Origin of the sequence: Mucilaginibacter flavidus, from assembly GCF_024055575.1 — a bacterium.
GTDB classification, from domain to species: domain Bacteria; phylum Bacteroidota; class Bacteroidia; order Sphingobacteriales; family Sphingobacteriaceae; genus Mucilaginibacter; species Mucilaginibacter flavidus.
Genome location: NZ_JAMXOE010000003.1, coordinates 159,568 through 185,364, shown reverse-complemented (window position 1 = coordinate 185,364; position 25,797 = coordinate 159,568). Strand labels below are relative to the sequence as shown.

At 43.5% G+C, this 25,797-nt stretch carries 23 protein-coding genes; 11 read left to right on the top strand and 12 right to left on the bottom strand.

Annotation, left to right across the window (positions count from 1 at the left end; translation table 11 throughout):
• Positions 1–229: 229 nt before the first annotated feature.
• A complete protein-coding gene (gene clpB, locus NAF19_RS08740) occupies positions 230–2,848 on the bottom strand; it encodes an ATP-dependent chaperone ClpB (RefSeq protein WP_252789587.1) in 2,619 nt (872 codons plus the stop codon).
• A 244-nt stretch (positions 2,849–3,092) separates the two neighbouring features.
• On the opposite strand from clpB, the gene NAF19_RS08735 reads away from it, so the two are divergent.
• Together NAF19_RS08735 and NAF19_RS08730 are read left to right on the top strand one after the other, a co-directional pair.
• Positions 3,093–4,427 (top strand): sensor histidine kinase, encoded by a 1,335-nt coding sequence (locus tag NAF19_RS08735; RefSeq protein WP_252789585.1) that lies wholly within the window; start codon positions 3,093–3,095, stop codon positions 4,425–4,427.
• Positions 4,428–4,505: 78 nt separating this feature from the next.
• Positions 4,506–5,216, top strand: coding sequence for a hypothetical protein (locus NAF19_RS08730; protein ID WP_252789583.1), 711 nt, complete (start codon positions 4,506–4,508; stop codon positions 5,214–5,216).
• A gap of 29 nt (positions 5,217–5,245) precedes the next feature.
• Here the strand turns inward: NAF19_RS08730 and NAF19_RS08725 are convergent, their stop codons facing one another.
• A complete protein-coding gene (locus NAF19_RS08725; RefSeq protein ID WP_252789582.1) occupies positions 5,246–5,671 on the bottom strand; it encodes a hypothetical protein in 426 nt (141 codons plus the stop codon).
• A gap of 113 nt (positions 5,672–5,784) precedes the next feature.
• On the bottom strand, positions 5,785–8,604 hold the full coding sequence (locus NAF19_RS08720) for a TolB family protein (protein WP_252789580.1): 2,820 nt from the start codon (positions 8,602–8,604) through the stop codon (positions 5,785–5,787).
• A gap of 177 nt (positions 8,605–8,781) precedes the next feature.
• Between NAF19_RS08720 and hscA the strand changes: the two genes are divergently transcribed.
• Positions 8,782–10,638: a Fe-S protein assembly chaperone HscA gene (hscA, locus tag NAF19_RS08715; protein WP_252789579.1), complete on the top strand. Its 1,857-nt coding sequence runs from the start codon at positions 8,782–8,784 to the stop codon at positions 10,636–10,638.
• A 129-nt stretch (positions 10,639–10,767) separates the two neighbouring features.
• Entirely contained in the window at positions 10,768–11,754 is a 987-nt protein-coding gene (locus NAF19_RS08710; protein WP_252789577.1) for a hypothetical protein, read from the top strand.
• A gap of 114 nt (positions 11,755–11,868) precedes the next feature.
• Here NAF19_RS08710 and NAF19_RS08705 read toward each other — a convergent pair whose 3' ends face one another.
• Positions 11,869–12,159 carry a hypothetical protein gene (locus tag NAF19_RS08705; protein WP_252789576.1) on the bottom strand — a complete coding sequence of 97 codons (291 nt, stop codon included), beginning with the start codon at positions 12,157–12,159 and terminating at the stop codon, positions 11,869–11,871.
• 94 nt (positions 12,160–12,253) lie between these two features.
• Here NAF19_RS08705 and NAF19_RS08700 point away from each other — a divergent pair, with 94 nt between their 5' ends.
• Positions 12,254–13,399, top strand: coding sequence for a tetratricopeptide repeat protein (locus NAF19_RS08700; protein ID WP_252789575.1), 1,146 nt, complete (start codon positions 12,254–12,256; stop codon positions 13,397–13,399).
• A 194-nt stretch (positions 13,400–13,593) separates the two neighbouring features.
• On the opposite strand, the gene NAF19_RS08695 is transcribed toward NAF19_RS08700, so the two are convergent.
• Together NAF19_RS08695 and NAF19_RS08690 are read right to left on the bottom strand one after the other, a co-directional pair.
• Complete coding sequence (locus tag NAF19_RS08695) at positions 13,594–14,178, bottom strand: riboflavin synthase (RefSeq protein ID WP_252789574.1); 585 nt, start codon at positions 14,176–14,178, stop codon at positions 13,594–13,596.
• A gap of 133 nt (positions 14,179–14,311) precedes the next feature.
• On the bottom strand, positions 14,312–14,809 hold the full coding sequence (locus NAF19_RS08690; protein WP_252789573.1) for an SRPBCC family protein: 498 nt from the start codon (positions 14,807–14,809) through the stop codon (positions 14,312–14,314).
• A gap of 79 nt (positions 14,810–14,888) precedes the next feature.
• Here NAF19_RS08690 and NAF19_RS08685 point away from each other — a divergent pair, with 79 nt between their 5' ends.
• Positions 14,889–15,347, top strand: coding sequence for an NUDIX hydrolase (locus tag NAF19_RS08685; protein WP_252789571.1), 459 nt, complete (start codon positions 14,889–14,891; stop codon positions 15,345–15,347).
• On the opposite strand, the gene NAF19_RS08680 is transcribed toward NAF19_RS08685, so the two are convergent.
• Positions 15,344–15,760 (bottom strand): hypothetical protein, encoded by a 417-nt coding sequence (locus NAF19_RS08680; RefSeq protein WP_252789569.1) that lies wholly within the window; start codon positions 15,758–15,760, stop codon positions 15,344–15,346. The two genes, NAF19_RS08685 and NAF19_RS08680, sit on opposite strands and share 4 nt — an antisense overlap.
• A 12-nt stretch (positions 15,761–15,772) precedes the next feature.
• A complete protein-coding gene (gene accC / locus NAF19_RS08675; RefSeq protein WP_252789567.1) occupies positions 15,773–17,254 on the bottom strand; it encodes an acetyl-CoA carboxylase biotin carboxylase subunit in 1,482 nt (493 codons plus the stop codon).
• A gap of 320 nt (positions 17,255–17,574) precedes the next feature.
• Here accC and NAF19_RS08670 point away from each other — a divergent pair, with 320 nt between their 5' ends.
• Positions 17,575–17,766, top strand: coding sequence for a hypothetical protein (locus tag NAF19_RS08670; RefSeq protein ID WP_252789566.1), 192 nt, complete (start codon positions 17,575–17,577; stop codon positions 17,764–17,766).
• On the opposite strand, the gene NAF19_RS08665 is transcribed toward NAF19_RS08670, so the two are convergent.
• Positions 17,759–18,277, bottom strand: a complete 519-nt coding sequence (locus NAF19_RS08665) for a GNAT family N-acetyltransferase (protein WP_252789564.1) — start codon at positions 18,275–18,277, stop codon at positions 17,759–17,761. The genes NAF19_RS08670 and NAF19_RS08665 overlap by 8 nt on opposite strands.
• A gap of 63 nt (positions 18,278–18,340) precedes the next feature.
• Entirely contained in the window at positions 18,341–18,817 is a 477-nt protein-coding gene (locus NAF19_RS08660) for a c-type cytochrome (RefSeq protein WP_252789562.1), read from the bottom strand.
• Positions 18,818–19,028: 211 nt separating this feature from the next.
• On the opposite strand from NAF19_RS08660, the gene NAF19_RS08655 reads away from it, so the two are divergent.
• The 3 genes from NAF19_RS08655 (at position 19,029) to NAF19_RS08645 (ending at position 22,281) form a co-directional block, all read left to right on the top strand.
• A complete protein-coding gene (locus tag NAF19_RS08655) occupies positions 19,029–19,898 on the top strand; it encodes a hypothetical protein (protein WP_252789561.1) in 870 nt (289 codons plus the stop codon).
• An 86-nt stretch (positions 19,899–19,984) separates the two neighbouring features.
• A complete protein-coding gene (locus tag NAF19_RS08650; protein WP_252789559.1) occupies positions 19,985–20,347 on the top strand; it encodes a BlaI/MecI/CopY family transcriptional regulator in 363 nt (120 codons plus the stop codon).
• A 5-nt stretch (positions 20,348–20,352) separates the two neighbouring features.
• A complete protein-coding gene (locus NAF19_RS08645) occupies positions 20,353–22,281 on the top strand; it encodes a M56 family metallopeptidase (protein ID WP_252789557.1) in 1,929 nt (642 codons plus the stop codon).
• Positions 22,282–22,389: 108 nt separating this feature from the next.
• Here NAF19_RS08645 and NAF19_RS08640 read toward each other — a convergent pair whose 3' ends face one another.
• A complete protein-coding gene (locus tag NAF19_RS08640) occupies positions 22,390–23,397 on the bottom strand; it encodes a DNA topoisomerase IB (RefSeq protein WP_252789556.1) in 1,008 nt (335 codons plus the stop codon).
• Between the two features lie 252 nt (positions 23,398–23,649).
• Between NAF19_RS08640 and NAF19_RS08635 the strand changes: the two genes are divergently transcribed.
• Positions 23,650–24,678, top strand: coding sequence for an aldo/keto reductase (locus tag NAF19_RS08635; RefSeq protein ID WP_252789554.1), 1,029 nt, complete (start codon positions 23,650–23,652; stop codon positions 24,676–24,678).
• Between the two features lie 75 nt (positions 24,679–24,753).
• Here NAF19_RS08635 and NAF19_RS08630 read toward each other — a convergent pair whose 3' ends face one another.
• Positions 24,754–25,770, bottom strand: coding sequence for a threonine aldolase family protein (locus NAF19_RS08630; RefSeq protein ID WP_370362864.1), 1,017 nt, complete (start codon positions 25,768–25,770; stop codon positions 24,754–24,756).
• Positions 25,771–25,797 lie beyond the last annotated feature (27 nt).

Genomic DNA, 25,797 nt, shown 5'->3' with positions numbered 1-25,797 from the left:
TTAAAACCTTCGCGCTTACGGATGCAATATTTTGCATTTCTGAAAAACATTTCAAAGCGTTTTCGACTGTCTATAAGCGGGAGGCGGAAAGTATTACATCTCTACAAAAAAACGCATGAAACGACAAAGGCCCCTGCCATTGGCAGAAGCCCTTATCTATATGATGGAGTTAATTATTTTATTAACTGCAATTGATTCAACTTAATCAACCTATTTAACTTAATCTAACTTAATCAACTTTATTCGACTCCAACAAATCCTCGTTCAGGAAAACAAAGTTGTTGTCAAACATATCCAGCCTTATCTTGCTGTCTTTATCCACCTTACCTGCGAGTATTTGTTTAGAAAGCTCGTTCAGGATTTTCTTTTGGATAACCCGTTTCAACGGCCTGGCGCCAAACTGAGGGTCGTAGCCAAGCTGTGCAAGCCAGTCCAAAGCCTCTTCCGATGCATCCAGGGTAATGCCCATTTCGGCAAGGGTTTGCTGCAACTGTTTAAACTGCATCTTAACAATATCAGTTATTTCATTGCGACTAAGCGGTGTAAACATGATGATCTCGTCGATCCGGTTTAAGAACTCCGGACGGATGGTTTTCCGCAGCAAATCAAACAACTGGTTCTTGGTTTTAGCAATTACCTCGTCTTTTTCATTCTCGTCAAAATCCTGGAAGTTTTCCTGGATCAGGTTTGAGCCGATATTCGATGTCATGATGATGATAGTGTTTTTAAAGTTCACCACGCGGCCTTTGTTATCGGTCAAGCGGCCATCATCAAGCACCTGCAACAATATGTTAAACACGTCTGGGTGTGCCTTTTCAATCTCATCCAGCAATATCACACTGTATGGTTTACGACGTACGGCCTCGGTTAACTGCCCGCCTTCATCGTAACCAACGTAGCCCGGAGGCGCACCTATTAACCTCGATACGGCATGGCGTTCCTGGTATTCGCTCATATCGATACGCACCAACGCGCCTTCATCATTGAATAAATATTCGGCAAGGGCCTTCGCAAGCTCGGTTTTACCAACACCAGTCGTCCCCAGGAATATAAACGAGCCTATTGGCTTCCGCTTATCCTGCAAACCAGCACGACTACGGCGTATAGCATCACTAATGGCCTCAATGGCTTCTTCCTGGCCGGCAACGCGTTTGTGCAGTTCATCTTCCAGGCTCAACAGCTTGTCGCGCTCGCTCTGTATCATTTTAGAAACAGGGATGCCTGTCCAGCGGGAAACAACGCCGGCAATATCATCTGCAGTAACTTCCTCTTTCAACATGCGGCTGTCGCTCTGGTTTTCAAGCAGTGCTTTTTTCAGGTCTTCAACTTCCTGCTGGGCTTTTACTATGGTGCCATAGCGCAATTCGGCTACTTTGCCGTAATCACCGGCGCGTTCGGCCTGTTCGGCTTCAAGCTTGTAGTTTTCAATCTGCTCAACCTTTAGGTTAATACCGTCAACCAAATCCTTTTCGCCCTGCCACTTGGCGCGTAACGAATCACGTTCGGCCGATAGATTGGCTATTTCTTCGCTCAGTTCCTTTACTTTTTTATCGTCGCGCTCGCGTTTAATGGCTTCGCGTTCAATTTCAAGTTGCATTATCCGGCGTTCCAGTTCGTCCACCACTTCGGGTACCGAATCCATTTCAAGCCGAAGTTTTGAAGCGGCCTCATCCATTAAGTCGATAGCCTTATCAGGCAAAAACCTGTCGGAAATATAGCGTTGCGACATTTCAACTGCAGCTATAATAGCCTCGTCTTTAATCCGTACCTTATGGTGTGTTTCATAGCGTTCTTTTAGTCCGCGCAAAATAGAGATCGCATCGGCAGTATCAGGTTCATCAACAAGCACCATCTGGAAACGGCGCTCCAGGGCTTTATCTTTTTCAAAAAACTTCTGGTACTCGTTTAAGGTGGTTGCGCCAATTGCCCTCAGTTCGCCACGGGCCAAAGCTGGCTTTAATATATTGGCTGCATCCATTGCACCTTCGCCACCACCGGCGCCAACCAGCGTGTGTATCTCGTCGATAAACATGATGATTTCGCCATCGGCCTGGGTAACTTCTTTTATAACGGCTTTTAAGCGTTCCTCAAACTCACCTTTGTACTTGGCGCCTGCAATCAACGCACCCATATCCAGCGAGTAAACTGTTTTTGTTTTCAGGCTCTCGGGTACATCACCTTTGATTATACGGAAGGCAATACCTTCGGCGATGGCTGTCTTACCAACGCCCGGTTCACCAACCAAAATCGGGTTGTTTTTTGTACGGCGTGAAAGTATTTGTATAACGCGGCGAATTTCCTCATCGCGACCAATTACCGGGTCGAGCTTTCCTGATTCGGCGTACTCATTCAGGTTACGGGCATATTTGTTTAGCGCGTTGTAAGTTGCTTCGGCGTTCTGGTCGGTAACCTTATTATCACCGCGCAGTGCCACAATTGCCTTTTTCAGGTCTTTTTCGTTTACACCATAGTCTTTTAAAGCGGTGCTGGTTTTATCATTTACAGATAAAATACCCAACAAGATATGTTCAACCGATACAAACTCGTCTTTAAACTCTTTTAAATAAGCGGTCGCTTTTTGCAAAGCCGAATTTGAGCCTGATGACAAATAAGCGTTGCTGCCGCTAACTTTCGGAAACGAGGCAATTTGTGTGTCCAGCGTTTCGTTCAGGCGGTTAATATTTACGTTTAATTTTTTTAAAAGGTACGATACTACGTTCTCATCGACCAGCAACAACCCTTTAAGCAGGTGCGCAGTCTCAATGGCTTGCTGCTGGTTGCCTACTGCAATTTCCGAAGCCTTTTGAACGGCTTCCTGCGCTTTTATGGTAAAATTGTTAAAATTCATGGTAATGTTTTTGTTTGATGTGTTAAGCAGAATTGAGTCTCCGGATGTTTAACTTAATAAACTATTAAACTTAATCAACTTAACTACTCAATACCCTCAATTCCCCTGCCATACACGCTAACCTGTTAAATTGTCGGCTAAAATTAAAATGGACCGCTGGTTTGTCATCTCTAAATTCTGCTCATCAAAAAGGTTTATTATTTAAAAAAGCTTTATTTTTGGTTCACCCTAATAATCAAAACGTTTGGATAAGTACTTATTTAAGGACCTTACTGGTAAGCATAAAAACGCCTACCGCGACTACTACACCCGCGAAAACCTGTCTTCGGTGCGTGTAGGGGCCATTATTTTTTTAGTACTAAACGTGGTCATCAGGGCGCTGTACCTTATTTTCCCGCTCAGCCTTACCAAAGCCGAGAACTTTCCGGAATTTGATATCACCAACTGGGTATTTATGGGCTCGGCACTTTTTTTCTATATCATCAGCAATTTTTTGATAGATGAAATCAACAAAAACAAAAAAGCTACTGCCATAATGTCGCTGTTTGTTTTCACATTCGCGCTGTATATTATTCTTTGCGGTATGTTCAGCAGCTTTATTGCTACCTCAAACCCGCGCAATGCCCTGGTGCTTTACTTAATATCGTTAACAGTTATAGGCGTACTATGCGTTTTTGAATATTACGAGACCATCATACTTATCATCGCTGTCGAGCTGATGTTCACGTCTCTGTTGATACACGCCCATACCGACCCTACCGAGATGATCTACAACCAAATGGTGTCAATTATTTTGCTTGGCGGGTTTTACTGGATATCGCGGTACTTTTTCTCGTACAAGGCCAACTACTGGATGCAGGTAAATGAAATACGCGAAAAGAACCTGGAGATTGCAAAGGCAAGCGATTTTAAAAGCCAATTGCTTGGCACAGTAGCACACGATTTACGTAATCCCATCGCTGCGGTTGAAACACTGGCCATGATGATGGAGATGGAAGAGATCAATGCCGACACCCAGGACACCCTGAACCTGATGAAGGCCTCGTGCATAAGGGCGCGTACAATTATCGACGACCTGCTGGAATCGGCAAGGAATGATAACTCAGGTGAGTTTGTTACTATTAAAACCGAACTTAATGCCCTTGTGCAGCAAAATATTGATGTTTGGAAACTGCAAAATGAGGCAAAAAATACCATTGAACTCATAACCTCTATAAACCCGGCTTATGCCCAAATCAATCACGAAAAATTTACCCGTGTGCTCGACAACCTGATTGGCAACGCGCTAAAGTTTTCGAAAGAAAAAAGCAAGATCGAGGTATTTATTAGTAAGCGCAATCAAAATATCATCATCGAAATAAAAGATCGCGGACTTGGGATACCTAAAGATATGCTGACCATTATATTCACCCCATTTTCAAAAGCCGGCCGTACCGGTTTAAAAGGCGAGCAATCCACCGGGCTTGGCCTGAGCATTGTGAAGCAGATAATTGAAAAGCACAACGGCAAAATTGAAGTTGAAAGCGAGGTAGGTAAAGGTTCAACCTTTAGGGTTGTGTTACCGGAAGTTAGAGATTAGAGGTTGGTTGATTAGAGATTAGTTGGAATTTGTTTACATTTATTTATGCGATGGCCTTGGGTATTATTTCTTCAATTTATGGCTTTCGGTGCATTTGCACAGCCGGAAATATTCCAATACCATAAAATTGAGGATATTGCAAAGAAAGAAACACGCGCTTCTCAATTCTTCCAAAAACTCGATAGTTTAAAGAAAACCCGCCAGCCACATGATAGCAATGTGGATATTTATTTTGATAGGGACGTGGATTTTGGATATCGGCATGAACGGATTAGTGTTACTCTAAACAGTTGGCGTTACCAGGTTGACCTTTTGACAAAAAACGACTCGATTTATTCAACATCCGTTAGGTTTGATGATGATTTATACAATAACTTCTATTCAAAAAGAAAATTTGCTAAGGTAGACACGCTCAATTCGTTACGATACTTGTCCTTAAGGAACGCATTTTACGGTTCAAATAAATCTCTTGCCGACTTACACGCAGAGTTAAATATCGCCGAGGAATATGCCAGTCGCTGTGGTGACGGTTCGCCAATGACACACCGATGGAAGAAATTGCAGACACAAGCCAAAGATAATAGCCAAAAAAAGTTCTTGCATATGCTTCAAAGCTTTTGCTGCGAAGAGCAGGAGTATGGTTTGGCAGGATTTAAGTTGATAGAAAAAAGCGGAAAAAAAGTTCCTAGGAAAATAGATGAAATTATAAAGCATATTGAGAGCAGGAAATCAGACCTGGTTATTTGTGCCGGCTGCCTAATACTTGTCGAACGTCAACTAAAAAAATAATCCCTGGCTCCATCAAAATAGCAAATGGGCTATTTTATATCAACCCCATTTACGTCCCGCACACCCGTTAACGTCGATTCAAATAAAAACCGGCAGGTATCGGTTTTCATAACGCCTTTTTTATCCTTTGCTCTATAGATAAGGCGCACGTCCCAGCCGGTGAGCTTGTTTTTGTACAACTTTTCCTTTTGCTTAATTAACTCCCTGGTTTCTCTAATTTTAGCCGAATCGGCATTGATGTAGAAGTTATTAAGCGCAACCATTAACGTGCGGTACTCGGGGTTATCATGGAAAGTGCTATAAATGCTATCTGGTTTTAAAAATTTAACCGTATCGACAGATTTGGGGTTGGGTACATTCTTTTTTAAATATTCAATAGCATTTAGCTTATAATTTGGGTGCGAACAACCGAAAAAGCAGGCAGAAATTAATACAAAAGGGATGATGCGTTTCATTACTTCAAATATACGTAGCCTTGTCAGATTTACGAAGTTTAACTCGATGTTGTAATTTTTTTGCCTCGTTGTGGGCTTCGCCGTTTAAAAACCTCGTAAATCTATCGGTACAATTAAAAAATCGTTACAGGCACTATCAATTCAAACCTGTTGCGCCCATTGCCTCCAAAGATATCTTCATCAATCAAACGACTGTACCTGACGCCAAAGCTGATGGATGCCTGGTTAAACCAGCGGGTATCGAAAAAAATCTCGGCGCCGGTTGAGCGGAAGGTGCCTTTAAATTGTGCGCCGCTGGTAAAAAAGTCGGTGGCGCGGGTATAATCGTAAAAAGCGTTGCCACGTATGCGCATCAGGTAAATGGTGTTGGCCACGCCAGCATCGGGATAGGCAATAGGAAAACGGTAGTTTGCACCCAGTTTGTTCATATCATACAGGTTTTCGGCCTGGTATCCGCGCGAAAAGGGAAAATCGTTTGAAAAGCTGATTACGCTGTTTTTATTTTTTTGCTGATGTGCGGCGCTGATCACAAAACTATGGTTAGCAACCAATCCCGGGAAAAAGAAGCTGCCCAATGCCAAGAACTGGTTGGCTGTTAACCCCGACACCGCCGTTTTGTAGGATAAAAATATATTTTGCGCAAATGGGGGACTGATGTTTTTACGGGCCTGCTGCGTGCTGTTGCTGAACGATATAAAGTTGCTGCTATACAGATAGCTCCTGTCGGCGAATTGGGCTTTGTAGGCTTGCTGAAAATTAGTTTGCGAATAAACCAGCCCGCTGCCAAATTGAAGGCCCGTTAAGTTTTTGCCTGCCGACAAATCTAAAGGCACCTGCAAACCTGCGTTAAACTGGGTTTCGTTCCAGTAAATATTTCGGCCTTTACTATAGCCCCGGCGATCGGCAGTGTAATTGGCGCCTGCTGAAATGTAGGGAAACAAGGCCCCATAAACGGCATCAAAGCCAAATTGCTTGTAGCCCTCATCGCGATTATAATCAAACGAAATATTGGTTTGCAGGGTGTTTAAAACGTTTTCGCCGGCGATGGATATTTCGTAATTAGGGTCACTGAAGTTGGGAATGATGCTGTGGAAATTGAATGGATGGTAAAGGGCAGGGTATTTGGTTACAGCCAACTGTTCGGTTTTAATCCCGGCAAGAATATTGGCGGATGAATCTCGTTTTAAGGCAGCAATGCCGAGGTCGGGCAAACCACCCGGCAGATTTTTAACTTCCGTCCATTGTAATACTTTTTTATCATCTTGATTCACCTTGTAACCGGTTGCAGAAAAGCTAACCCAGGCAATTTTAGTGTTGCTGATAGCAGCCTGGTAATTGCCTATCGAGGCATTTTGATTTGCATTCGCCAGTTCAAACAGCTTACCCGTTTTGATACTCAAAGCGAACAATTTGTCATTGATGCCTGATGTAGCCGAAAAGTAAACGGTATCGTTTTTTACAACCGGGTAAACTATGGGTTGATAACTGAACGGTAGCAGGCATTTAGCATCTCCGGTCTTGATATCCATTAACGCCAACGACATCCTGCCCTTTACATCTCTAACCGCCGAGATTAATTTATCATCGCCATAAAATTTTGGAAATGTAAAATAGAGGTTGTTTTTATTGGGGAGCACCGACAGCAATTTTCCATCGGCAGTATTTATAAGGCGGATATCGCTTTTGCCTGAGGTGGCCTCTTCAACAGTTACGATGGTTTTGCCATCATTACTAAACGCCGGTGAAAAATATTTTGTTTTGCTGGTTATAGTTTGCTCCTGGCCGGTATTTATATCCAGCAAGGTTAGTTCGCTGTAGTTACGATAACCCCAGCGGGCATCGGGGCGATAAGTAGTGTAAATTATCTTGCCATCATGGTAATCAAAGTAGTTATCCTGGGTAACATCCCTGGTACTTATCTTTTTTTCTACGTTCCCGCTTTTTAAAACAAAGGCCGGTAAATTATTATAGGTGCTTTTAATGTAAACCATTGTGCTATCGTTTACATAAGCCGGGAATTCGCGATTTGCCTCAAAATGCCTGGTTTCTTCTTTGGTTTTTGTGGTTGCATCTGCCGCAAACTGTTTCTTGAAATGAGCCATAGCATCATTCCTAAAGTCCTCAAAACTTTTCCCCGAATATTTTTTTATCGCCCTCTGCAACGGGTAAAAGCCACCTTTATAAGCTGCTGCATCAAGCGTTACCTTTTTCCAGAAGTCATCGCCATATTTATCCCGTCCATAAGACACCAGCATATAGCCTAATGGATACCAGTCGGGAGTATAATCAAGGTACGAGCCATTGCGAATTTTCATATAACTATGATCCTTACCCGCAGCCCATAAAGCCCTAAATCCATTGAAGAAATAAGGTAATCGCCCCCTGCCCTGTTCGCTTACATGGGTTTCGTTATAAACAGCATCGCCCTCAAAAAACCAGTTGGGTATGGCCAAATCATTACCCAGCGCCTGCCCACCCTCGCCAAAAAGCACTTTTAAAACGTGCGACAGGCCCACATTAAAGTTATTATACTGTTGCACGTGCCTAAACTCGTGTATGGCCAGCTGTTGGTGCCAGGGCAGGCTGCCTACATCAAAGCTATTTTGCTCGGGCGTTAAATAAAATTCACTGCGGAAAGGCGCCAAACCGACATAAGCATTTGATACCGTGGTTTGGTTTTGCAGCACAATGCTTACCTGCCTTTGCTTGCTACCGATGGTGGGCAATATGTACCCGTTCATTTGCTGCACAATGCTGGCCACCTGGCGCGCAACGGAATCGAGCCCGGATGGGAAGATCACCTTTGCTGCCGGCGTATTTACCTGGCTCCATTTGATAGATGGCGGGTTACCACCGAAGGTTTGGGCCTTTGTGATAGTGGCAGTGGCAGTTGTTAGTAGCAGTAAGAGGGGTAATTTGCGGCAAAATTTCATTAGGTGTGAAAGTAAGCACATTTTGTGGAATGTTTAAATAAGAATTTACACTTCCGCAATCGGCATTCCGACTTCCGCATTCAAGACAATTCCGAATCTACCCATCCGAAATCCGAAATTCAAATGACACACCATCAGCTAAAACATACTACATTTGCGCTTTGTTAATAAAAGGCAATGGCTAAAGTTTCTATCAACCTGGCAACGGGTTCTATACAAAAAGAAGAATTGATTGTGGGGATTGATTTAGGCACCACAAATTCGCTGGTGGCGTTCATTAACCCGGATAAAAATCCACAGGTAATAAATGATACCGGAAAGGGTGTTTTAGTACCTTCGGTAGTGCATTTTGGGCCAGCCGGAGAAATTTCAGTAGGTAACGAAGCTAAGGAATATTTAATAACCGACCCGCAAAATACCGTGTTCTCAGTAAAACGTTTGTTGGGCCGGTCTTATCATGATATTGAAAATTATAAAGACTTTTTCAGCTACAAGGTTATCGACGATGATTCGGAAAGCCTGGTAAAAATAAAGGTTGGCGATAAATTTTATACGCCGATTGAGCTATCGGGCCTGATATTGAAAGAACTTAAGGCACGCGCTGAGCACGCTTTAAAAACACCGGTTAACCGTGCTGTTATTACTGTGCCTGCTTATTTTAACGATTCGCAGCGCCAGGCTACCCGCGATGCAGGGAAACTTGCCGGGCTTGATGTTTTACGTATTGTAAACGAGCCTACCGCCGCAAGCCTGGCTTACGGCATCGGCCTTAATCCCGAGGAAACCCGTACAGTTGCCGTGTACGACCTTGGCGGCGGCACCTTTGACGTATCTATACTGCAAATACAAAACGGCATTTTCGAAGTGCTGGCCACCAATGGCGACACTTTTTTAGGTGGCGACGATTTCGACAGCGCCATAGTCGATTATTGGATTGAGAAGAACCAACTGGACAAGGCTGAAGTGATAGCCGACAATAAGCTTGCACAGCAACTTCGCCTAAAAGCGGAAGAAGCTAAAAAGGCGTTTGCCCACCAAAGTTTGGTGAACGACAAAATTGGCGATATATGGTGCACCATCGACCGCACCACATTTGAACAACTGATATTGCCCAAAGTACAACAAACCATAACCTGCTGTCAGAATGCATTAAAGGATGCCAAAGTTGATAAAACCCAGATTGACGAGGTGATCATGGTCGGCGGCTCCACCCGGACTGCACTGGTTAAAAAGATGGTGGCTGAGTTTTTTGGCCGGCCGGTGCACGATGAGGTGAACCCGGATGAAGTGGTTGCCCTGGGCGCCGCCATACAAGCCGACGTGCTGGCCGGTAATCGCAGCGATATTTTGTTGCTTGATGTTACGCCGCTTTCGCTGGGTATCGAAACCATGGGTGGATTAATGGATGTAATTATCCCCCGCAACTCCAAAGTGCCTACCAAGGCAGGCAGGCAGTACACCACCTCGATAGACGGGCAGGTGAATATGAAGATTGCCGTTTACCAGGGTGAACGCGATTTGATAAAAGAAAACCGCAAACTTGCCGAATTTGATTTGAAAGGCATCCCTTCTATGCCCGCAGGGTTCCCCAAAGTGGATATTAACTTTTTGCTGAATGCAGATGGGATATTAAAGATACAGGCCATCGAACTGCGCTCGGGAGTTAAGCAAGAGGTGGAAGTAAAGCCCACCTACGGCATCACCGACAACCAGGTGGAACAAATGCTGTTGGACAGTATTACCCACGCTAAGGATGATGTGAGCCAGCGTATGCTGATTGAGGCGCGGGTTGAAGGTGAATCGATGATCAGGACTGTTGAGACCTTTTTACAAAAAAATGCCGGTTTTGTTGAAAAAGACGAAGCCACCAAGACTAATGAGTATATCCAGTCATTGCAAAGTGCCTTATCCGCGGGCGATAAGGACGCTATCCACAAAGCCATTGATGAGTTGAATGAATTTACCCGACCGTTTGCTGAAAGGCTGATGGATCACGCGATAAATACTGCAATGAAGGGGAAAAGCATTGAATAAGGGTTTGACTACCGTAGGAGACACAATACTTGTGTCTCCCGCCATGCAGGTCCCAAACACATATCAAAGAATGATTCAGAGACGCAAAGTATTGCGTCTCAACAAACATCACCAATAAATCTACCTATTTTGAAAAACATCAAATCCATCTTCCTTTTAATAATTTCAGTTTGTTTTTTCGTCGCTGCGCAAGCATCAACTGAAAAAATCAATCGTTTCAGGGATACCTCACTGAAACCGTTGGACACAGCCCTTTACGATTCATTAATGCATAAACTGGCCAATGGCCATAAGCGGTGGCCAGTGAAAACCAAGGCCTATCCCCTGCCCGGTGCTATTTTGCCTTTTAACCGCATTGTAGCTTATTATGGCAATATGTACTCCAAAAATATGGGGGTGCTGGGGCAATATCCGCCAAAGATTATGTTGGCTAAATTAAAGGCCGAAGTAAAAAACTGGGAGAAGGCCGACACTGCAACACCTGTAATCCCTGCCCTGCATTACATATGCGTAACCGCCCAGGCTGATGCCGGCCGCAACGGGCTCCATAACCTGCGCATGCCCTTTAAACACATTGACAGTGTGCTGCACATGGCGGCAAGTATAAACGCCATCGTGTTTTTGGATTTACAGGTAGGTTTTAGCACCGTACAAAAGGAAGTGCCCCTGCTGGAGAAATACCTGAGCATGCCCAACGTACACTTGGGCATCGACCCTGAGTTTTCGATGAAGGAAGGCAGCATCCCCGGCAAACGTATCGGCACTTTCGATGCGGAGGATATAAATTATGTTACGGGCTACCTGGCAGGGCTGGTGAAAAAGAATAACCTGCCGCCCAAAATTTTTATTGTACACCGTTTTACCAAAAAAATGGTAACCAACTATCAAAACGTAAAGCTGCGCCCAGAAGTACAGTTTGTTATGGATATGGACGGCTGGGGCGGTCCTGATTTAAAGAAAGGCACTTACCATTATTTTATTGAAGGCGAACCTGTACAGTTTACCGGCTTTAAATTGTTTTATAAAAACGACATTCAAAAGCCGCCGCACCGGTTGCTGACTATGAAAGAGGTGCTGCAATTGAAACCGGCGCCTATTTACATACAGTATCAATAGGGAAATAGAAGTTAGATTTGTCAACTTTTAAAAAGTTGACGAATCTCTTCCTATAAATAATAAAAGGCGAACGATAATCTATCCTTCGCCTTTTACCTTATCAGCAATTGCTTTTTACAGCTTATCTATAGCGTCCTGTTCTTTCAGGGCTGCAATGTTATTTCTGTCGCTAAACTTATCAGTTTGAGCGGCAAAATCTTCAAGGATGGCTGCAATGGTATCCAGGTTGTCGGCTACGCGCTGGTGCATATCGGGCAGGTCTTTTTCAAGGCGCTTGTCGCCCAGCTCCATGTTATCTACTTCTATTTTTGCCAGTTTTTGTATGATAGCCTGCTGGCTATTTTTTAAATCTTCCAGTTCATGGACAATCTTTTCCATTAGCCCAAATTTCTTTAACTTATCCATAGTGATGTGTTTTTTGTATGTAATATTACAACCCTGTTTATATTAAATTGTTTGAAAACTTGCTTTTATCATTTATAACTAATAATTTAGTTACATGAAAGGCGTATTTATCTCCCTCCTGCTATCACTTACACTATTTACAGCTTTTGCGCAGCAAACCACCAAGGTTGACGACGGTCTGCTGATGGAATATTACCAGGGGCAACGTTACCTGGAAGCTGCGGATTATCTGAAAAAGAATTTCCCAGAGCCTGTTACCGATTTGAAGGTACTATCGCGCCTGGCTTATGCATCGCAAATGGCTAACAAATTACCCGAAGCCGAGGGTTACTACCAGCGTGCTTATAACCTTGATACAACCAACCAAAATATGCTGTTTAACATGGCAGGGATAAATGTGCGACGCGGGAATATGGCGAAGGCTGAGCAATATTATAAAATGATTATTGCTAAAGATACCACCAACGTTGCGGTTTACAGTCATCTCGGTGCAATTGCCCAGGGCAACCATGATACGGTTAACGCAGTTTTATATTATGATAAAGCTAACAGGCTTAACCCGTTTGATACTGATGTGGCCAGCGAGCTGGGCAATTATTATACATCGCTGAAACGTTTTGATGACGCGCTGCGGGTGTTAAACAAAGCTGCCGAAAGCGACCCGGAAAACGTGGCAATTCTACTGAGTATGATGAAGTTGACTTATACCGAAAAGAAATGGGCGGAAACTGTTGACGAGTGTAACAAGCTGCTTAAAATGGGTGTTAGTAACGGTGAAATATTAAACAAACTCGGTATATCCTACTATAACCTTAAAAATTACGCCTGCGGGGCCGAAACATTTGCAGGCATACGCGGCATTGAGCAAACTGAATACACCTATTATTATACCGCATTATGCTTTAAGGGATTAAATGACCAAAGGCAGTGCATTTATTTTCTAAAACAATCCATTTTACAAGGATTATCGCCAAATATTGCTACCTACTATGGCGAAATTGCCGATGCCGACCAAAAGCTCGACTGGCATAAAAAAGCAGCCCTTGCCTATCAAAAGGCCTTGCAGTTTAGCGAAAGCCCGATATTATTTTACCTGCTGGCTAATTTGTACGATAATAAATTGAAGGATAAGAAGAATGCCTTAATGTATTATAAAAAGTACCTGGCGTCCCGACCGTCAGAAAAACAAACTACTTATATAACTTTTGTAAAAAGCCGCATTGGGCAGTTACAGAATTGATCAAGGTGCGTGTGCTAAGCATATTAACCACGGTGGAATTTGGCTAAAGCCCATTTAACAATTTGTATATTCAGTCGGCTAAAGCCGGACGGCAATGAAAATAAATCGCTGATATATAAATTCATTGCCGTCACTTTTAAGTGACGGAATACAAGTATACACTAAACGCCTTTAGCCAAATCAGCTATCAAAAATCAACGCTGCATCAATCGCGCAACATATTTGCCGATAATATCAAATTCAAGATTAACTACTGAACCAACCCTTACCTGCTGTAGATTGGTATGCTCAAAAGTGTAAGGGATTATAGCTACCGAAAAACTATTGGCCTGCGAGTTAACCACGGTAAGGCTGATGCCATTTACACAGATGGAGCCTTTTTCAACCGTTATGTTGCCATTAGCCGGATCGTATTCGAAAGTATATTCCCAGCTGCCATCCAACTCGTTAAAAGCTATACAGGTTGCAGTTTGGTCAACATGGCCCTGAACGATGTGACCATCAAGGCGGGCATTCATCTGCATGCAGCGTTCCAGGTTAACCAAGTCGCCGGTTTTGAGATGGCCGAGGCTCGTTTTGCTAAGGGTTTCTTCAATAGCTGTAACAGTGTGCTTGCCATCGGCCAATGCAATCACAGTTAAGCAAACGCCGTTATGGGCCACAGACTGGTCGATTTTTAATTCCGCAGCAATTGTTGATTCAACTGTAATGTGCAAATTACCGTGCTCGCGGCGTAAATCGATTATTGTTCCTAAAGTTTCTATTATTCCTGTAAACATACCCTCCAGCCCCCTAAAGGGGGAGCTTTTGATTTGCGAAGTTAAACAACTGCCGTTATTTAAGTGTCAGCAAAATGTTTTATAAATTGGCTGTTCAACACCCCCTTTAGGGGGCTTGGGGGCTGTACTGCGTTTATTTAAAATTACTTTTCAAATCAACATTCTTATTCCTTAAATCAACGTCGCCTTCAATCACCGATTTTAGATTGGCGAGATAAAATGTCCAGCCCAGCTGACATTGCACATAAAGGTTTTTGGTAAGGTCGGGTTCCTCCGGAATGTTCTCCTGGGTAAGCTCCACAATCGAGACGCCATTTCGGCTGTAAATGTAAACGGTAACGATACTCCCGCCGCTAAAGGTAAACTTTAGCGTGTCGGTACCGTTGGCTTCCAGTATCTGGCCTTTTTCGGATGCATCATCGGGCCAGCCATGCCAGAACCACTCGTAAGTATCTTCGGTCATGATAAATTCGTGCGGTTCGCGGGTGCGGCGCGGTATGGTATAAAAATTGGCTTTGCGCAAAAACCATTTTTCGATGCCTTCGGTGGTGGCCCAGGCCTCGTAAAGGCTGCGCACATCGGTACTGTAATCGCCGGCCACTTTAAAGCTGGCCCATTTGTTGTCAGTCATATCGGTAATATAGTTTTTATTAAAGCGAATTTAACCATAATAGTTTTTGTGTTTGTTAACTTGCCAATAAATTATAAAAATGCCAACTCAAAGCGCAGGTATATTACTCTACCGCAAAACAGCCGGTAAAATGCAGTTTTTCCTCGTGCACCCAGGCGGCCCGTTTTTCAAAAACAAAGACCTTGGCACATGGTCGATCCCCAAAGGTGAGTTTTTGGATGATGAAGATGCCTTAGCGACCGCTAAACGCGAATTTGAAGAAGAAACCGGGAAGGCTGTCGAAGGGAATTTTATCGAACTAAAACCGGTGAGATTAAAAAGCGGCAAAACTGTTTATGCCTGGGCCATTGAAGGCGATATTAACCATGAGACCATAACCAGTAATTTGTTCGAGATGGAATGGCCACCGAAATCGGGCAAAAAGCAGTCATTTCCCGAAATTGACCGGGCCGGGTGGTTTGAGGTTGAAGAGGCAAAATTGAAGATAAATGGTGCGCAGGTGGGGTTTATAGAAGAGTTGATAAACATGTATTTTTAAAGATTTATCTCACCAAAGTGTTTTAGACACAATCGAATCTCCTTCGCAGATTTTAACAGCTTCCGGTCAAATTCATTCTCTGCTTGAAACTGCTTAAAATATCCATTATTCGAAAGTACCTCCTCATTTTTAATTGAAGGTCGTATTATTTCATTCAGTTTGTTTAGATGAAGTGTTTTGGTTTTATCGTCGTAATTTGGACGCGCCCCATTTTGTAGAATGAAAACGGTTGTCGTAAAATAGTCCTCAATATTTTCGTACGAAACCGAAACGCTTCTGATGCCGTCACTATAGCTCAAAGTATAATAGTAATTGCCGACTATTTCTTCGTCTGTTAAAACATAGCAGAACTCGTCTATTAAAAATGAAAAATAGTTTTTTACCTTTTCAACAAACCAGTCACCTGTCACCATAATTGTTGCTTATTAAACCTCGCGCCTATTCTTTACCCAATTAGAAACCTCGGCATCAGCAACTTCAGCAACCTTTAAACGTTGGGTGCCCAAAAGTTTTTCCATTATCATGGCGGCAACCAATGCCTCGTCCTCATTATCGGTTTGCAATGAACCCGGCGTAAAATATTTTTTTACAAAATGCGTATCAAAATTACCCGAGGTAAATGCCTCGTGCTGCATTACAAATTTGCCAAAGCCTAATGTGGTGGTAATGCCGGTTATATGATATTCGTCGATGGCACGTATCATGCGTTCGATGGCCTCTGTCCTGTCCTTACCATAAGTCACCAGCTTGGCGATCATCGGGTCGTAGTAGATAGGAATTTCCATGCCTTGTTCAAAGCCGTCATCAACCCGTACGCCGGGGCCTTTTGGGGTAACGTAAGTTTGCAGCGTGCCAATATCCGGCAGGAAGTTGTTATCGGGATCTTCGGCATACACCCGCAGCTCAATGGCGTGACCGTTAATTTTAAGGTCTTCTTGTTTAAAGCTGATGGCTTCGCCCCTTGCTATGCTGATTTGCTCTTTAACCAAATCAATCCCGCTGATAAATTCCGTTACCGGGTGCTCCACTTGCAAGCGGGTGTTCATCTCCAGGAAATAAAAGTTTAGCTGTTCATCCATTATAAACTCCACCGTGCCGGCGCCGGTATAGTTAACAGAACGGGCCACATCAACGGCGCATTTGCCCATGCGCTCACGTATATCAGGCGTTAAAACTGATGACGGCGCTTCTTCAATCACCTTTTGGTGGCGGCGCTGCACCGAGCAATCGCGTTCAAAAAGGTGCAAGATATTACCATGGGTGTCGCCCAAAACCTGAATCTCTATATGTCTTGGAGATGATACATACCGTTCAATAAATACCGAGCCATCACCAAAAGCCGAAACAGCTTCGGAAACCGCCAGCTGCATTTGTTCTTCAAAGTCGGCCGGGCTTTCAACTATACGCATGCCTTTGCCACCGCCGCCGGCAGCTGCTTTTATTAATATAGGGAAGCCAACTTCAACCGCGCGGAGTTTTGCTTCAGCCACATCAGTGATGGCTTCCTCGGTGCCGGGCACCATGGGTATATTATATTTCAGCGCTGCTGCCTTTGCCGACAGCTTGTTGCCCATTACTTCCATTGCCTCGGGCGAGGGACCTATCAAAATCAGCCCCGCTTCCCTGACTTGCCTGGCAAATGCAGCATTTTCACTTAAAAAACCATAGCCCGGATGGATTGCCTCCGCCCCTGTTTTGCGGCAGGCATCAATTATTTTATCACCAACCAGGTACGATTGGCTTGAAGGAGCCGGGCCGATATGCACGGCTTCATCAGCATAACGCACGTGCAGGGCGTTGCGGTCGGCGTCGGAGTAAACGGCTACGGTTTTGATACCCATTTCGCGCGCGGAGCGCATTACTCTTAAAGCTATTTCGCCCCGGTTGGCAACCAATATTTTTTGCATAGTGACAAATGTAATGGATTTGGGTAAAAGTTGCATGGTTAGCTTAACAATACAAACAGGTTGGTATTTTAAGCGCCTGTGTATTGTACTTTTGCAGTCTATTGGTTTAGCTGAACATCGGCAACGCCCGAGGTTTATAAGAAGATAATTGACCCAATAATAGCTGATCAACGACTGGCAGAAACCCTTAATTTACCAGAGTGCTACTATTTTGTTGCCCTACCTATTTTATCAGAGATTATTGAAGAATAATTGTTTTCAGTGTAACCCTCGGATAGCATTTACCGTAAAACCCTCCATCACCAGGAAAATTATTTATTATGAACATTTTTTTAGCTTTTGTAAAAACACTGATGGTCCTTGGGGCAGTATTGTGTATCGGCGTTTTATTTTTTAGCTACCTTAAGTACCTAAAAAGAACCCGTTACCCAAACTGGAAATTCCCGGACTACGTCAGCGTTGGATATGCTGAGTATTTATACAATAAATACATAAAACGAAGCATCAAATAGCTTTTGGCGAATTGTTCAAAATAAGTTCAAGAAATTTCAGGTCGAGCCAGCGGCCAAACTTATATCCTACTTCTTTAAAATGTGCAACCTCCGCAAAACCGAAAGAACTGTGGAGGTTTATACTTATTTGATTATCGGCACTTATACCGGCCAGCAGAGCATGTATATTCATCTGCTGCGCCCGGTCAATCAACGCCTGCAGCATTATTTTGCTGATCCCCTTTCCGCGATAACTTCCTTCAACATATAACGATAGTTCGGCAGTGTAGCGGTAGCAAGGCCATACACGGAAATGGCCAAAACTGCAAAAGCCTGCTATATTTCTGTCTGTCTCTGCAATAAATACAGGAAAGCCATTATTTATTCTATCCAGGTACCAGTCTTTTCGCATTTGTAGGCTGTGTGGTTTTTCGCTGTAAACGGCTGTGGTGTTTACTATTACATCGTTATAAATATCCAATATAACCGGCAGGTCGCCTTCCCCCGCATCCCTGATAAGTACTTTGTCCATATTGTTAATCATTACATAATGTAAAACGCTCCTTAGCATTTTGCTAAAGAGCGTTTTTATATTTTACTGTTTTGCAGGTGGATTGCCTGGAGGAGGGCCACCCGGGCCAGGGCCACCCGGCCGTTTTCTTTCAGGTAATTTCACCTCGGGGTGCGACTCACCACGGTGACAGGTGTAGCAATTTACACCGCTGGTCATCACAAAGCCTACTGAATCTTTTTTGGCATCAAAAAATTTGTCATTGATTTTGTTCATCATCTTAAACATTTTGCGGGCCATATTCTTTTCGGGTTTTGAGTCGGCCGCGAAATCCATTTTCTTTTCTGCTTCGTTACGCACGTGGCAGAAATCGCAATGTACATTTAACGACGCTGTCCACTCGTGCATTACTTTATCCAACTGGTCGTGAGTGATGTGTTTGGGGAGCACTTTAATGTTTTTAAATCCGGGTTCATCCGGTTTTTTCATGGAGGTAAGCGCCACAATGGTTATCACCGAAGATAAACACAGCGTTGCAACAATTTTTTTATTGATTAGCATAATTGTCATGATTAAGTCACCTAAGTTAAATCATTGGCAACAATGTTCCAACAGTTAATATAATTTTAATTATAAACACTGCCATTTCCGTGTGTAAACAAACCTTTTTTTCAAAAAATGTAAATAAATTTGCTTTATTACGAACAATTCGTAGATTTACGAAACAATCGTAAATTTATAATATTCTTAAATCAAATAAAAAAATATGAGAATGAAAACTAAAGAAAACAGGAGCGGCGTCGCAACCTTTGCGGTGCTTACGGTGTCAGCAATCGCGATGCTAATGATTAACCCGGTCAAATTAAATGCATCAAACGTTACAGGGCCAGACACGAGTAAAAAGGTCTATAATATTACAACGTTCGGAAACCTGTCGACAACCAATTCGTCGATATATGTACTTAACGGCAAAAAGATATCAAAGGCTGAATTTGAAAAAATTGAGCAGAAAGGTATTTTGAACGTGAGCTGGGTTTCGGCAGAAAAAGCTGCCAGGGTGCTGGATAATTTTACCAGCGGGGCCAGTGTACTTTTTGTTACTACTAAAGACTCGGACGAAGGAAAAAAAATACTGGCTAAAATCAATAAACTGCTCAACAACCGTGCACACATTGTGCGCGATGGTAAGCAGTCGGTTAATATCGGTAACTCCGACAATAAAACAGCAGGTGTATTGAATTTGGACTCGGAAGGCAGTTATGACGCAACGAGTGTTGAACCGCAGATAGCGGTTGGAAAAGGCAACAGCGAGGTTAGTACGGTTAAAGGTTATAAATCAAAGGCACATGCAGCCAATATTACCAGTTCGGCCAGGCCCTACGTGTTGGCTGAAGGCGGTTCAGGAAACGGCGTTATCGCACTGGTTGACGGAAAACCTATTATGGGCCCTGTTATCAATCGCATGAACGAAAAGCTTGTAATTATAAACGATAAGGAAGCCACCGCCGATGATTTGAAGAAGCTGTCAGCCTTCGACATCGAAAAAATCAATTACAAAAATGATGATCACACCAGGCAGCAGTATGGCGATAAAGCTAAAAAGGGCGTTGTGTACATCTACACCAAAAAGGCTAAACAATAAGCCGCTATTGCCCGCTCAGTTAAAATATGTTAAATAACTTGTTTATTTACGAACAATTCGTAGATTTACGAAACAACCGTACTATTATGGAAAAACTATCGAAACAAGAGGAAGAAGCAATGCTGGCAGTATGGCAATGTGGTATAGGTTTTATAAAGGACTTTTTAGATGTGCTTGAAGAGCCTAAGCCCCCCTACACCACCCTTGCGTCAACCATAAAGAACCTGGAGCGTAAAGGCTTTATAAAAAGCGAAAAAATGGGCAACTCGTTCAGGTACGCTCCGGCTATTTTGGAAGAGGACTATAAAAAGAAGTTTATGAACGGTTTTGTGAGCGACTATTTTGAAAACTCCTATAAAAACCTGGTTACTTTTTTCGCCAACGAGAAAAAAATCAGCGCTAATGAGTTAAAGGAAATAATTAAACTGATAGAAAACCCTAAATCCTAAAAGCCATGCCAGCCTTATTTGTTTTCTTATTGAAAGTAAATGTCGCCCTGTTGCTATTTTGCGCAGGTTATTACCTGGTAATAAGGCATTTAACATTTTATACTTTAAACCGTATTTACCTCGTTGCTGCCATATTGTTCGCTACGGTTTATCCAAAAATCAACCTGTCCGATTTTTGGCAGCATCACCAGCAAATAGCAAAACCGGTGCAGGTGGTAATTTTTAATTGGCAGGCGCCTGCCAAAGCCCTGGTGAGCCCATTACCCAACTATTGGCTTTGGGCCGAAGTTACTTTGTGGGCTGGCGTTATATTCCTTGCGATAAGGCTATTCATACAATTGTATTCGCTCTACAGGTTGTACCGCAGCTCAACGGCGGCCAAAATTTACAACCACGATGTCCGGATTATTAAAGGCAGCAGCGGGCCGTTTTCGTTTTGGAAAAGCATTTTTATAAACCCTGCCAACCATGAACCTGCCGACCTGCATTCGATATTACTGCACGAACAGGTACATGTTAGCGAACTGCATACGCTGGATGTTTTACTGGCTGAACTGAGCACGGTTTTTTATTGGTTTAACCCTGGTGTCTGGCTGATGAAAAAGGCTGTGCGCGAAAACATTGAATTTATAACCGACCGCAAAATATTAAATAACGGAGCGGATACTAAACAATATCAATATAGCCTGGTGAATGTCAGCTTCGGGGCTGCACCTCAGGGCATAGTTAACCATTTTAATATATCAACTATTAAAAAACGAATTATCATGATGAATGCTAAACGATCTTCGAAATACAATCTAACCCGGTACGCATTTTTGGTGCCTGCCGTGGTTGCCCTGCTGCTCATTTTCAGTATATCAAAAGCAGCATTTGTAAAGAAAAACAACAAACCTATAAAGTCATTTTCTGCTACAGAACATAAATTGGCCGAAAAAAGCAGCAGACCGGCCGCCGCTGTCGCAAAAACAAACCCAGACTTTGTTGAAGTGTTAAAAAGCACGCTTGCCGGGGCAAAAATCACAACCAAAACTACGGATACAATTAGAAAAGGCGGATTCTTTTTAAGCACCAATGGTAAATCAGATTCATTGAATTATGTAATAGACGGCGTTAAATCCACGAAAGCTGACTTGATGAAGCTTGACGAAAAGAAGATTTACAGTGTAAACATTATGTCGTCCGAGTCCGCAGCAAGAGTTATGAATAATCTTGACAACAGGTATGGTACTATTTTCGTCACCACTAACGACTCGGAAACCGGCAAGAAATTCAAAGAAAAAATTGATAAAGCAGACGGCAACGGTTTTAAACTGGCAGGCACAAGCTATACCGCAATTGGAACCGGAAAAAGCAACCTAACGGTAGTGAGCGGTTCCTCGAACAGTACCGGTATTTCATATAATTCCGATGATACCGACACATTGAACAATGTTGCGATAGTAGGCTCAGGTAAACCAACAAAAGTCCAGGCTTATGCCCTAAAAACCAGGGGTAACAAACCTGTAACTGTACTTGCCAGCAGCAGAAATTACAGCACCCTTAAAAGCACAAAAGCATACTCAGGTAAGTTATACGGTGACAGCTCGCTAAAAAGCATTATTACCTACTCCTTATCGGTTGACAGCGCGTCATCATCGGCATATACCCCGGTGGTTACACGCGGTTACGGCAGCGTCGGCAGGTATACAGTTAAGCCGGGGACCAACGTAGCCTGGTCATCAAACCTGCGCTCGGTATCAAGCATCGACCATATTTCGGATAAGATGATTATCATTAACGGCAAAATAGCCTCGCAGGCCGACCTGAAGAAAATATCAGCCTTTGATATTGATCGCATGGTTTTCAAAAACGATGAAGAAACAAAAGATCTCTATGGCGATAAGGCCAAAAACGGGATTGTATTTATAGTTACACGTAAAAGCACGAAATGAGTTTATAAGTTGGATTAAGTTGATTAGGTTAAAAATTCGATAATATGAGGTCAGTTAATAGTTATTGAATATCAAACCTAATCAACTTAATCCAACTCAATCAACCGATCAACTGGCCTCCGCCAGTTTTTCTTTTTCCAGTATTTCCAGCAGCACCTTTTCGGCGACGTTTAACTCGACCGAATTGACATCCTTATCTTCATCGATCTGTTTGAGATATTTAAATATAGCGCCATCTTCGTAGCTTTTTATCACTGTGGGGTGTACATAGTATTTTTTGCAAACAGTACGCGTGTTGCCCAGGTTTAGCGCTACCTCATCCAAAACACTTACTATTTTTTTGCGGCATTCGGTAACGGTGTCGAATTCGCCGGCATGTTTAAATGCATATAGTGCGCTTACACTGCCCGCCCAGGTGCGGAAATCTTTGGCTGTAAAGTCTTCGCCTGTTATTTCCTTTAGATAGGTATTTACATCGCCCGAACCGATAGTACACCGCTCGCCGTTAGCGTTATAGTATTGAAAAAGTTCTTTCCCCGGTATCTCGCGGCATTGCTTTACCAGCCGGGCCAATTTCCTGCTTTGTAGTGATACTTTGTGATATACACCTTTTTTGCCTTTAAACTCAAAATTTATGGTTGAGCCTTCAATTTTAACATGTCGGTTCAGCAGCGTAGTTAAACCAAAAGAGCCGTAGAGCTTTTTGTACGATTCATTACCAACGCGTATGCTGGTGAGCTCCATTAACCTTACTATAAGGGCTACAATTTTGTCGTGGTCGGGATTGGGTCGTGCGAGATCTTTATCGACCTGCCTGCGTATGGCCGGTAAATACCCGGCAAATGCCTGCAGGCGATGGTATTTTGATTGGTTGCGTATTTTGTTCCAGTCGGGATGGTAACGGTATTGTTTGCGGCCGGCGGCATCCGTACCTGTAAATTGCAGGTGGCCGTTTTCGTGGGGCGATATCCAAACATTGGTATAAGCTGGCGGTATAACCAATTTATTAAAACGGATTATCAAGTTTTTATCTTTAACCAAACTGCCGTCGGCATTGTAATAGCTCCACCCTTTTCCCGATTTTTTTCGGGTGTAGCCGGGTGTAGAATCGGCCACATAGCGCAAGCCGACGGATTTTGCAGTAATTTTAGGGTCGCGCCCTATTTTCTCGAGTTTGGTTAATAGCGAACAACACAGACCCTCGGCATAAGTTTTTAAATTAGAACGAAATAAGTCTGATTATGCAGGTTTAGGTTGGTGCAACACATAATAAGCTTGATGCGCAGATTAAAAGTCTTTTTGACCATCCACTGACTATTCTTAACCCATAAACGCTCAATTTTACGCTTAAACAAACATCAAACTTTTATGAAATACAATTTATTAGGAAACACCGGACTGGTGGTGTCTGAGATTTGCTTTGGCACCATGACATTCGCCGGGAAGGGCGGCATATGGGAAAATATCGGCAAGCAACAGCAGCAGGAAGTTAACGACCTGATGAAGGTTGTTGTCGACTCGGGCATTAACTTTATCGATACCGCTAATGTTTACTCTTATGGCGAATCTGAAAAAATTCTCGGCCAATCCATTAAAGACCTTGGCCTAAACCGCAATGAACTGGTTATAGCCACCAAAGTTCGCAGCCGGATGAGCCCGGGACTTAACAATGTGGGCTTGTCGCGTTACCATATTTTTCATTCAGTTGATGAAAGCCTTAAGCGTTTGCAGCTGGATCATATCGACGTTTTATATGTGCATGGCTTTGACCCATACACCCCGGTGGAAGAAATAATGCGCTCGCTTAACGACATCGTGTTGAGCGGAAAGGTGCGTTACATAGCTGTTTGCAACTGGCCTGCATGGGTGGTAATGAAAGCTTTAGGCATTGCTGAAAAACACGGCTGGAATAAGTTTGTGGGCCTGCAATATTACTTCTCGTTAGCAAGCCGCGATATTGAGCGCGAGATATTGCCGCTCGCAACTTCAGAAAACCTTGCAGTAATGCCATGGAGCCCGTTGGCTGGCGGTTTTTTAGGTGGAAAATATTCGCGCAACGCAGCTAAGGCAGAAGGAACACGCCGGGATACTTTCGATTTCCCGCCAATTGACAAAGAAAAAGCTTACGACATTATTGATGTGATTGCCGAAATTAGCAAGCAGCATAGCGCCACCGTAGCCGAAGTTGCCCTGGCGTGGGTACGCCAGCAAAAAGGTATAACCAGCACCATTATCGGCGCCAAAACCATTGAACAGCTGAACGCCAACATCAAATCGGTTGATTTACAATTAAGTGCCGACGACTTAGAAAAGATTAATAAAGTAAGCGCCCTGCCAAAAGAATACCCCGGCTGGATGGTTGAGCGCCAATCGGGAGACAGGCTGATAAAGTCTTAGTCTTAAGTTCTGAGTCTTAAGTCGGATGTTTGCTTTGTTTTTTGGCTCAAGACTTCCGACTTAAGACTTAGGACTTTAGGAAAGTTTTTTAAGAACGTCGATTACGTACTCCACCTGTTCGGGGTGCACATCAAGGTGCAACACAAACCGAATGCGGTGCTTATCGGTTGAGTTGGCCTTCACACCATGTTCGGCAAGTTTTTCCAATACAACAGCTGCAGGTTCAACTGTATCAAACAAAATGATATTGGTTTCCTGCGGGAGCATGTTGGCTACCCAACCACAGTGGCTTAGTTCAGTGGCCAATATGCGCGCGTGCGCGTGATCGACCTTTAACCGCTCAACATGATGATCGAGCGCATAAATACCGGCTGCAGCCAAAAAGCCAGCCTGGCGCATGCCACCACCCAAAACCTTGCGCACACGACGGGCATATATTATGGTTTGTTTATCAGCTAAAAAGACGGAACCCACCGGCGCTCCCAAGCCTTTTGACAGGCAAACAGATATGCCATCGAAATAATTGCCGTAATCTGCAGCATTATCGCCGGTATGCGCAAGCGCATTAAATATGCGCGCGCCGTCCAGGTGTAGCTTCAGGCCTTTGTTTTTACAAAGTTCGGCTATGGGTTTTATCTGCTCTAAAGTATAACAGCTGCCACCACCTTTGTTTACCGTGTTTTCCAGCACGACCAGGCTCGTATTCGGGTAGTGAACGTTTTCGGCATTAATTTCCGGCTCTATCATTTCGGCGGTGATGATTCCACGGTAACCATTTAATAAGCAGGTCGACACGGCAGAATTAAAGGCTATTCCTCCACCCTCGTAGCGGTAAACGTGTGCAGTTTGGTCGGCAATCAATTCATCCAATGGCTGGGTAAAGGATTTAATGGCAATTTGATTGGTCATGGTGCCTGATGGGCAAAATATCCCCGCTTCCATTCCGAACATTTCAGCTGCCTTTGCTTCAAGCGCATTTACAGTTTCGTCCTCGCCAAAAACATCGTCGCCCACTTTGGCATTAAACATTGCCTCCAGCATGCCGGGGGTAGGATTGGTAACGGTATCGCTTCTAAGATCAACAATCATCATATTAAATCTGCTAAAATTGCGTTAAAT

Bases quoted from the DNA above. Each gene is read 5' to 3' on its own strand.
- clpB (WP_252789587.1), bottom strand. From the start codon at position 2,848: ATGAATTTTAACAATTTTACCATAAAAGCGCAGGAAGCCGTTCAAAAG.
- NAF19_RS08730 (WP_252789583.1), top strand. From the start codon at position 4,506: ATGGCTTTCGGTGCATTTGCACAGCCGGAAATATTCCAATACCATAAA.
- NAF19_RS08725 (WP_252789582.1), bottom strand. From the start codon at position 5,671: ATGAAACGCATCATCCCTTTTGTATTAATTTCTGCCTGCTTTTTCGGT.
- NAF19_RS08720 (WP_252789580.1), bottom strand. From the start codon at position 8,604: ATGAAATTTTGCCGCAAATTACCCCTCTTACTGCTACTAACAACTGCC.
- hscA (WP_252789579.1), top strand. From the start codon at position 8,782: ATGGCTAAAGTTTCTATCAACCTGGCAACGGGTTCTATACAAAAAGAA.
- NAF19_RS08705 (WP_252789576.1), bottom strand. From the start codon at position 12,159: ATGGATAAGTTAAAGAAATTTGGGCTAATGGAAAAGATTGTCCATGAA.
- NAF19_RS08700 (WP_252789575.1), top strand. From the start codon at position 12,254: ATGAAAGGCGTATTTATCTCCCTCCTGCTATCACTTACACTATTTACA.
- NAF19_RS08695 (WP_252789574.1), bottom strand. From the start codon at position 14,178: ATGTTTACAGGAATAATAGAAACTTTAGGAACAATAATCGATTTACGC.
- NAF19_RS08690 (WP_252789573.1), bottom strand. From the start codon at position 14,809: ATGACTGACAACAAATGGGCCAGCTTTAAAGTGGCCGGCGATTACAGT.
- NAF19_RS08685 (WP_252789571.1), top strand. From the start codon at position 14,889: ATGCCAACTCAAAGCGCAGGTATATTACTCTACCGCAAAACAGCCGGT.
- NAF19_RS08680 (WP_252789569.1), bottom strand. From the start codon at position 15,760: ATGGTGACAGGTGACTGGTTTGTTGAAAAGGTAAAAAACTATTTTTCA.
- accC (WP_252789567.1), bottom strand. From the start codon at position 17,254: ATGCAAAAAATATTGGTTGCCAACCGGGGCGAAATAGCTTTAAGAGTA.
- NAF19_RS08670 (WP_252789566.1), top strand. From the start codon at position 17,575: ATGAACATTTTTTTAGCTTTTGTAAAAACACTGATGGTCCTTGGGGCA.
- NAF19_RS08665 (WP_252789564.1), bottom strand. From the start codon at position 18,277: ATGGACAAAGTACTTATCAGGGATGCGGGGGAAGGCGACCTGCCGGTT.
- NAF19_RS08660 (WP_252789562.1), bottom strand. From the start codon at position 18,817: ATGCTAATCAATAAAAAAATTGTTGCAACGCTGTGTTTATCTTCGGTG.
- NAF19_RS08655 (WP_252789561.1), top strand. From the start codon at position 19,029: ATGAAAACTAAAGAAAACAGGAGCGGCGTCGCAACCTTTGCGGTGCTT.
- NAF19_RS08650 (WP_252789559.1), top strand. From the start codon at position 19,985: ATGGAAAAACTATCGAAACAAGAGGAAGAAGCAATGCTGGCAGTATGG.
- NAF19_RS08645 (WP_252789557.1), top strand. From the start codon at position 20,353: ATGCCAGCCTTATTTGTTTTCTTATTGAAAGTAAATGTCGCCCTGTTG.
- NAF19_RS08635 (WP_252789554.1), top strand. From the start codon at position 23,650: ATGAAATACAATTTATTAGGAAACACCGGACTGGTGGTGTCTGAGATT.
- NAF19_RS08630 (WP_370362864.1), bottom strand. From the start codon at position 25,770: ATGATGATTGTTGATCTTAGAAGCGATACCGTTACCAATCCTACCCCC.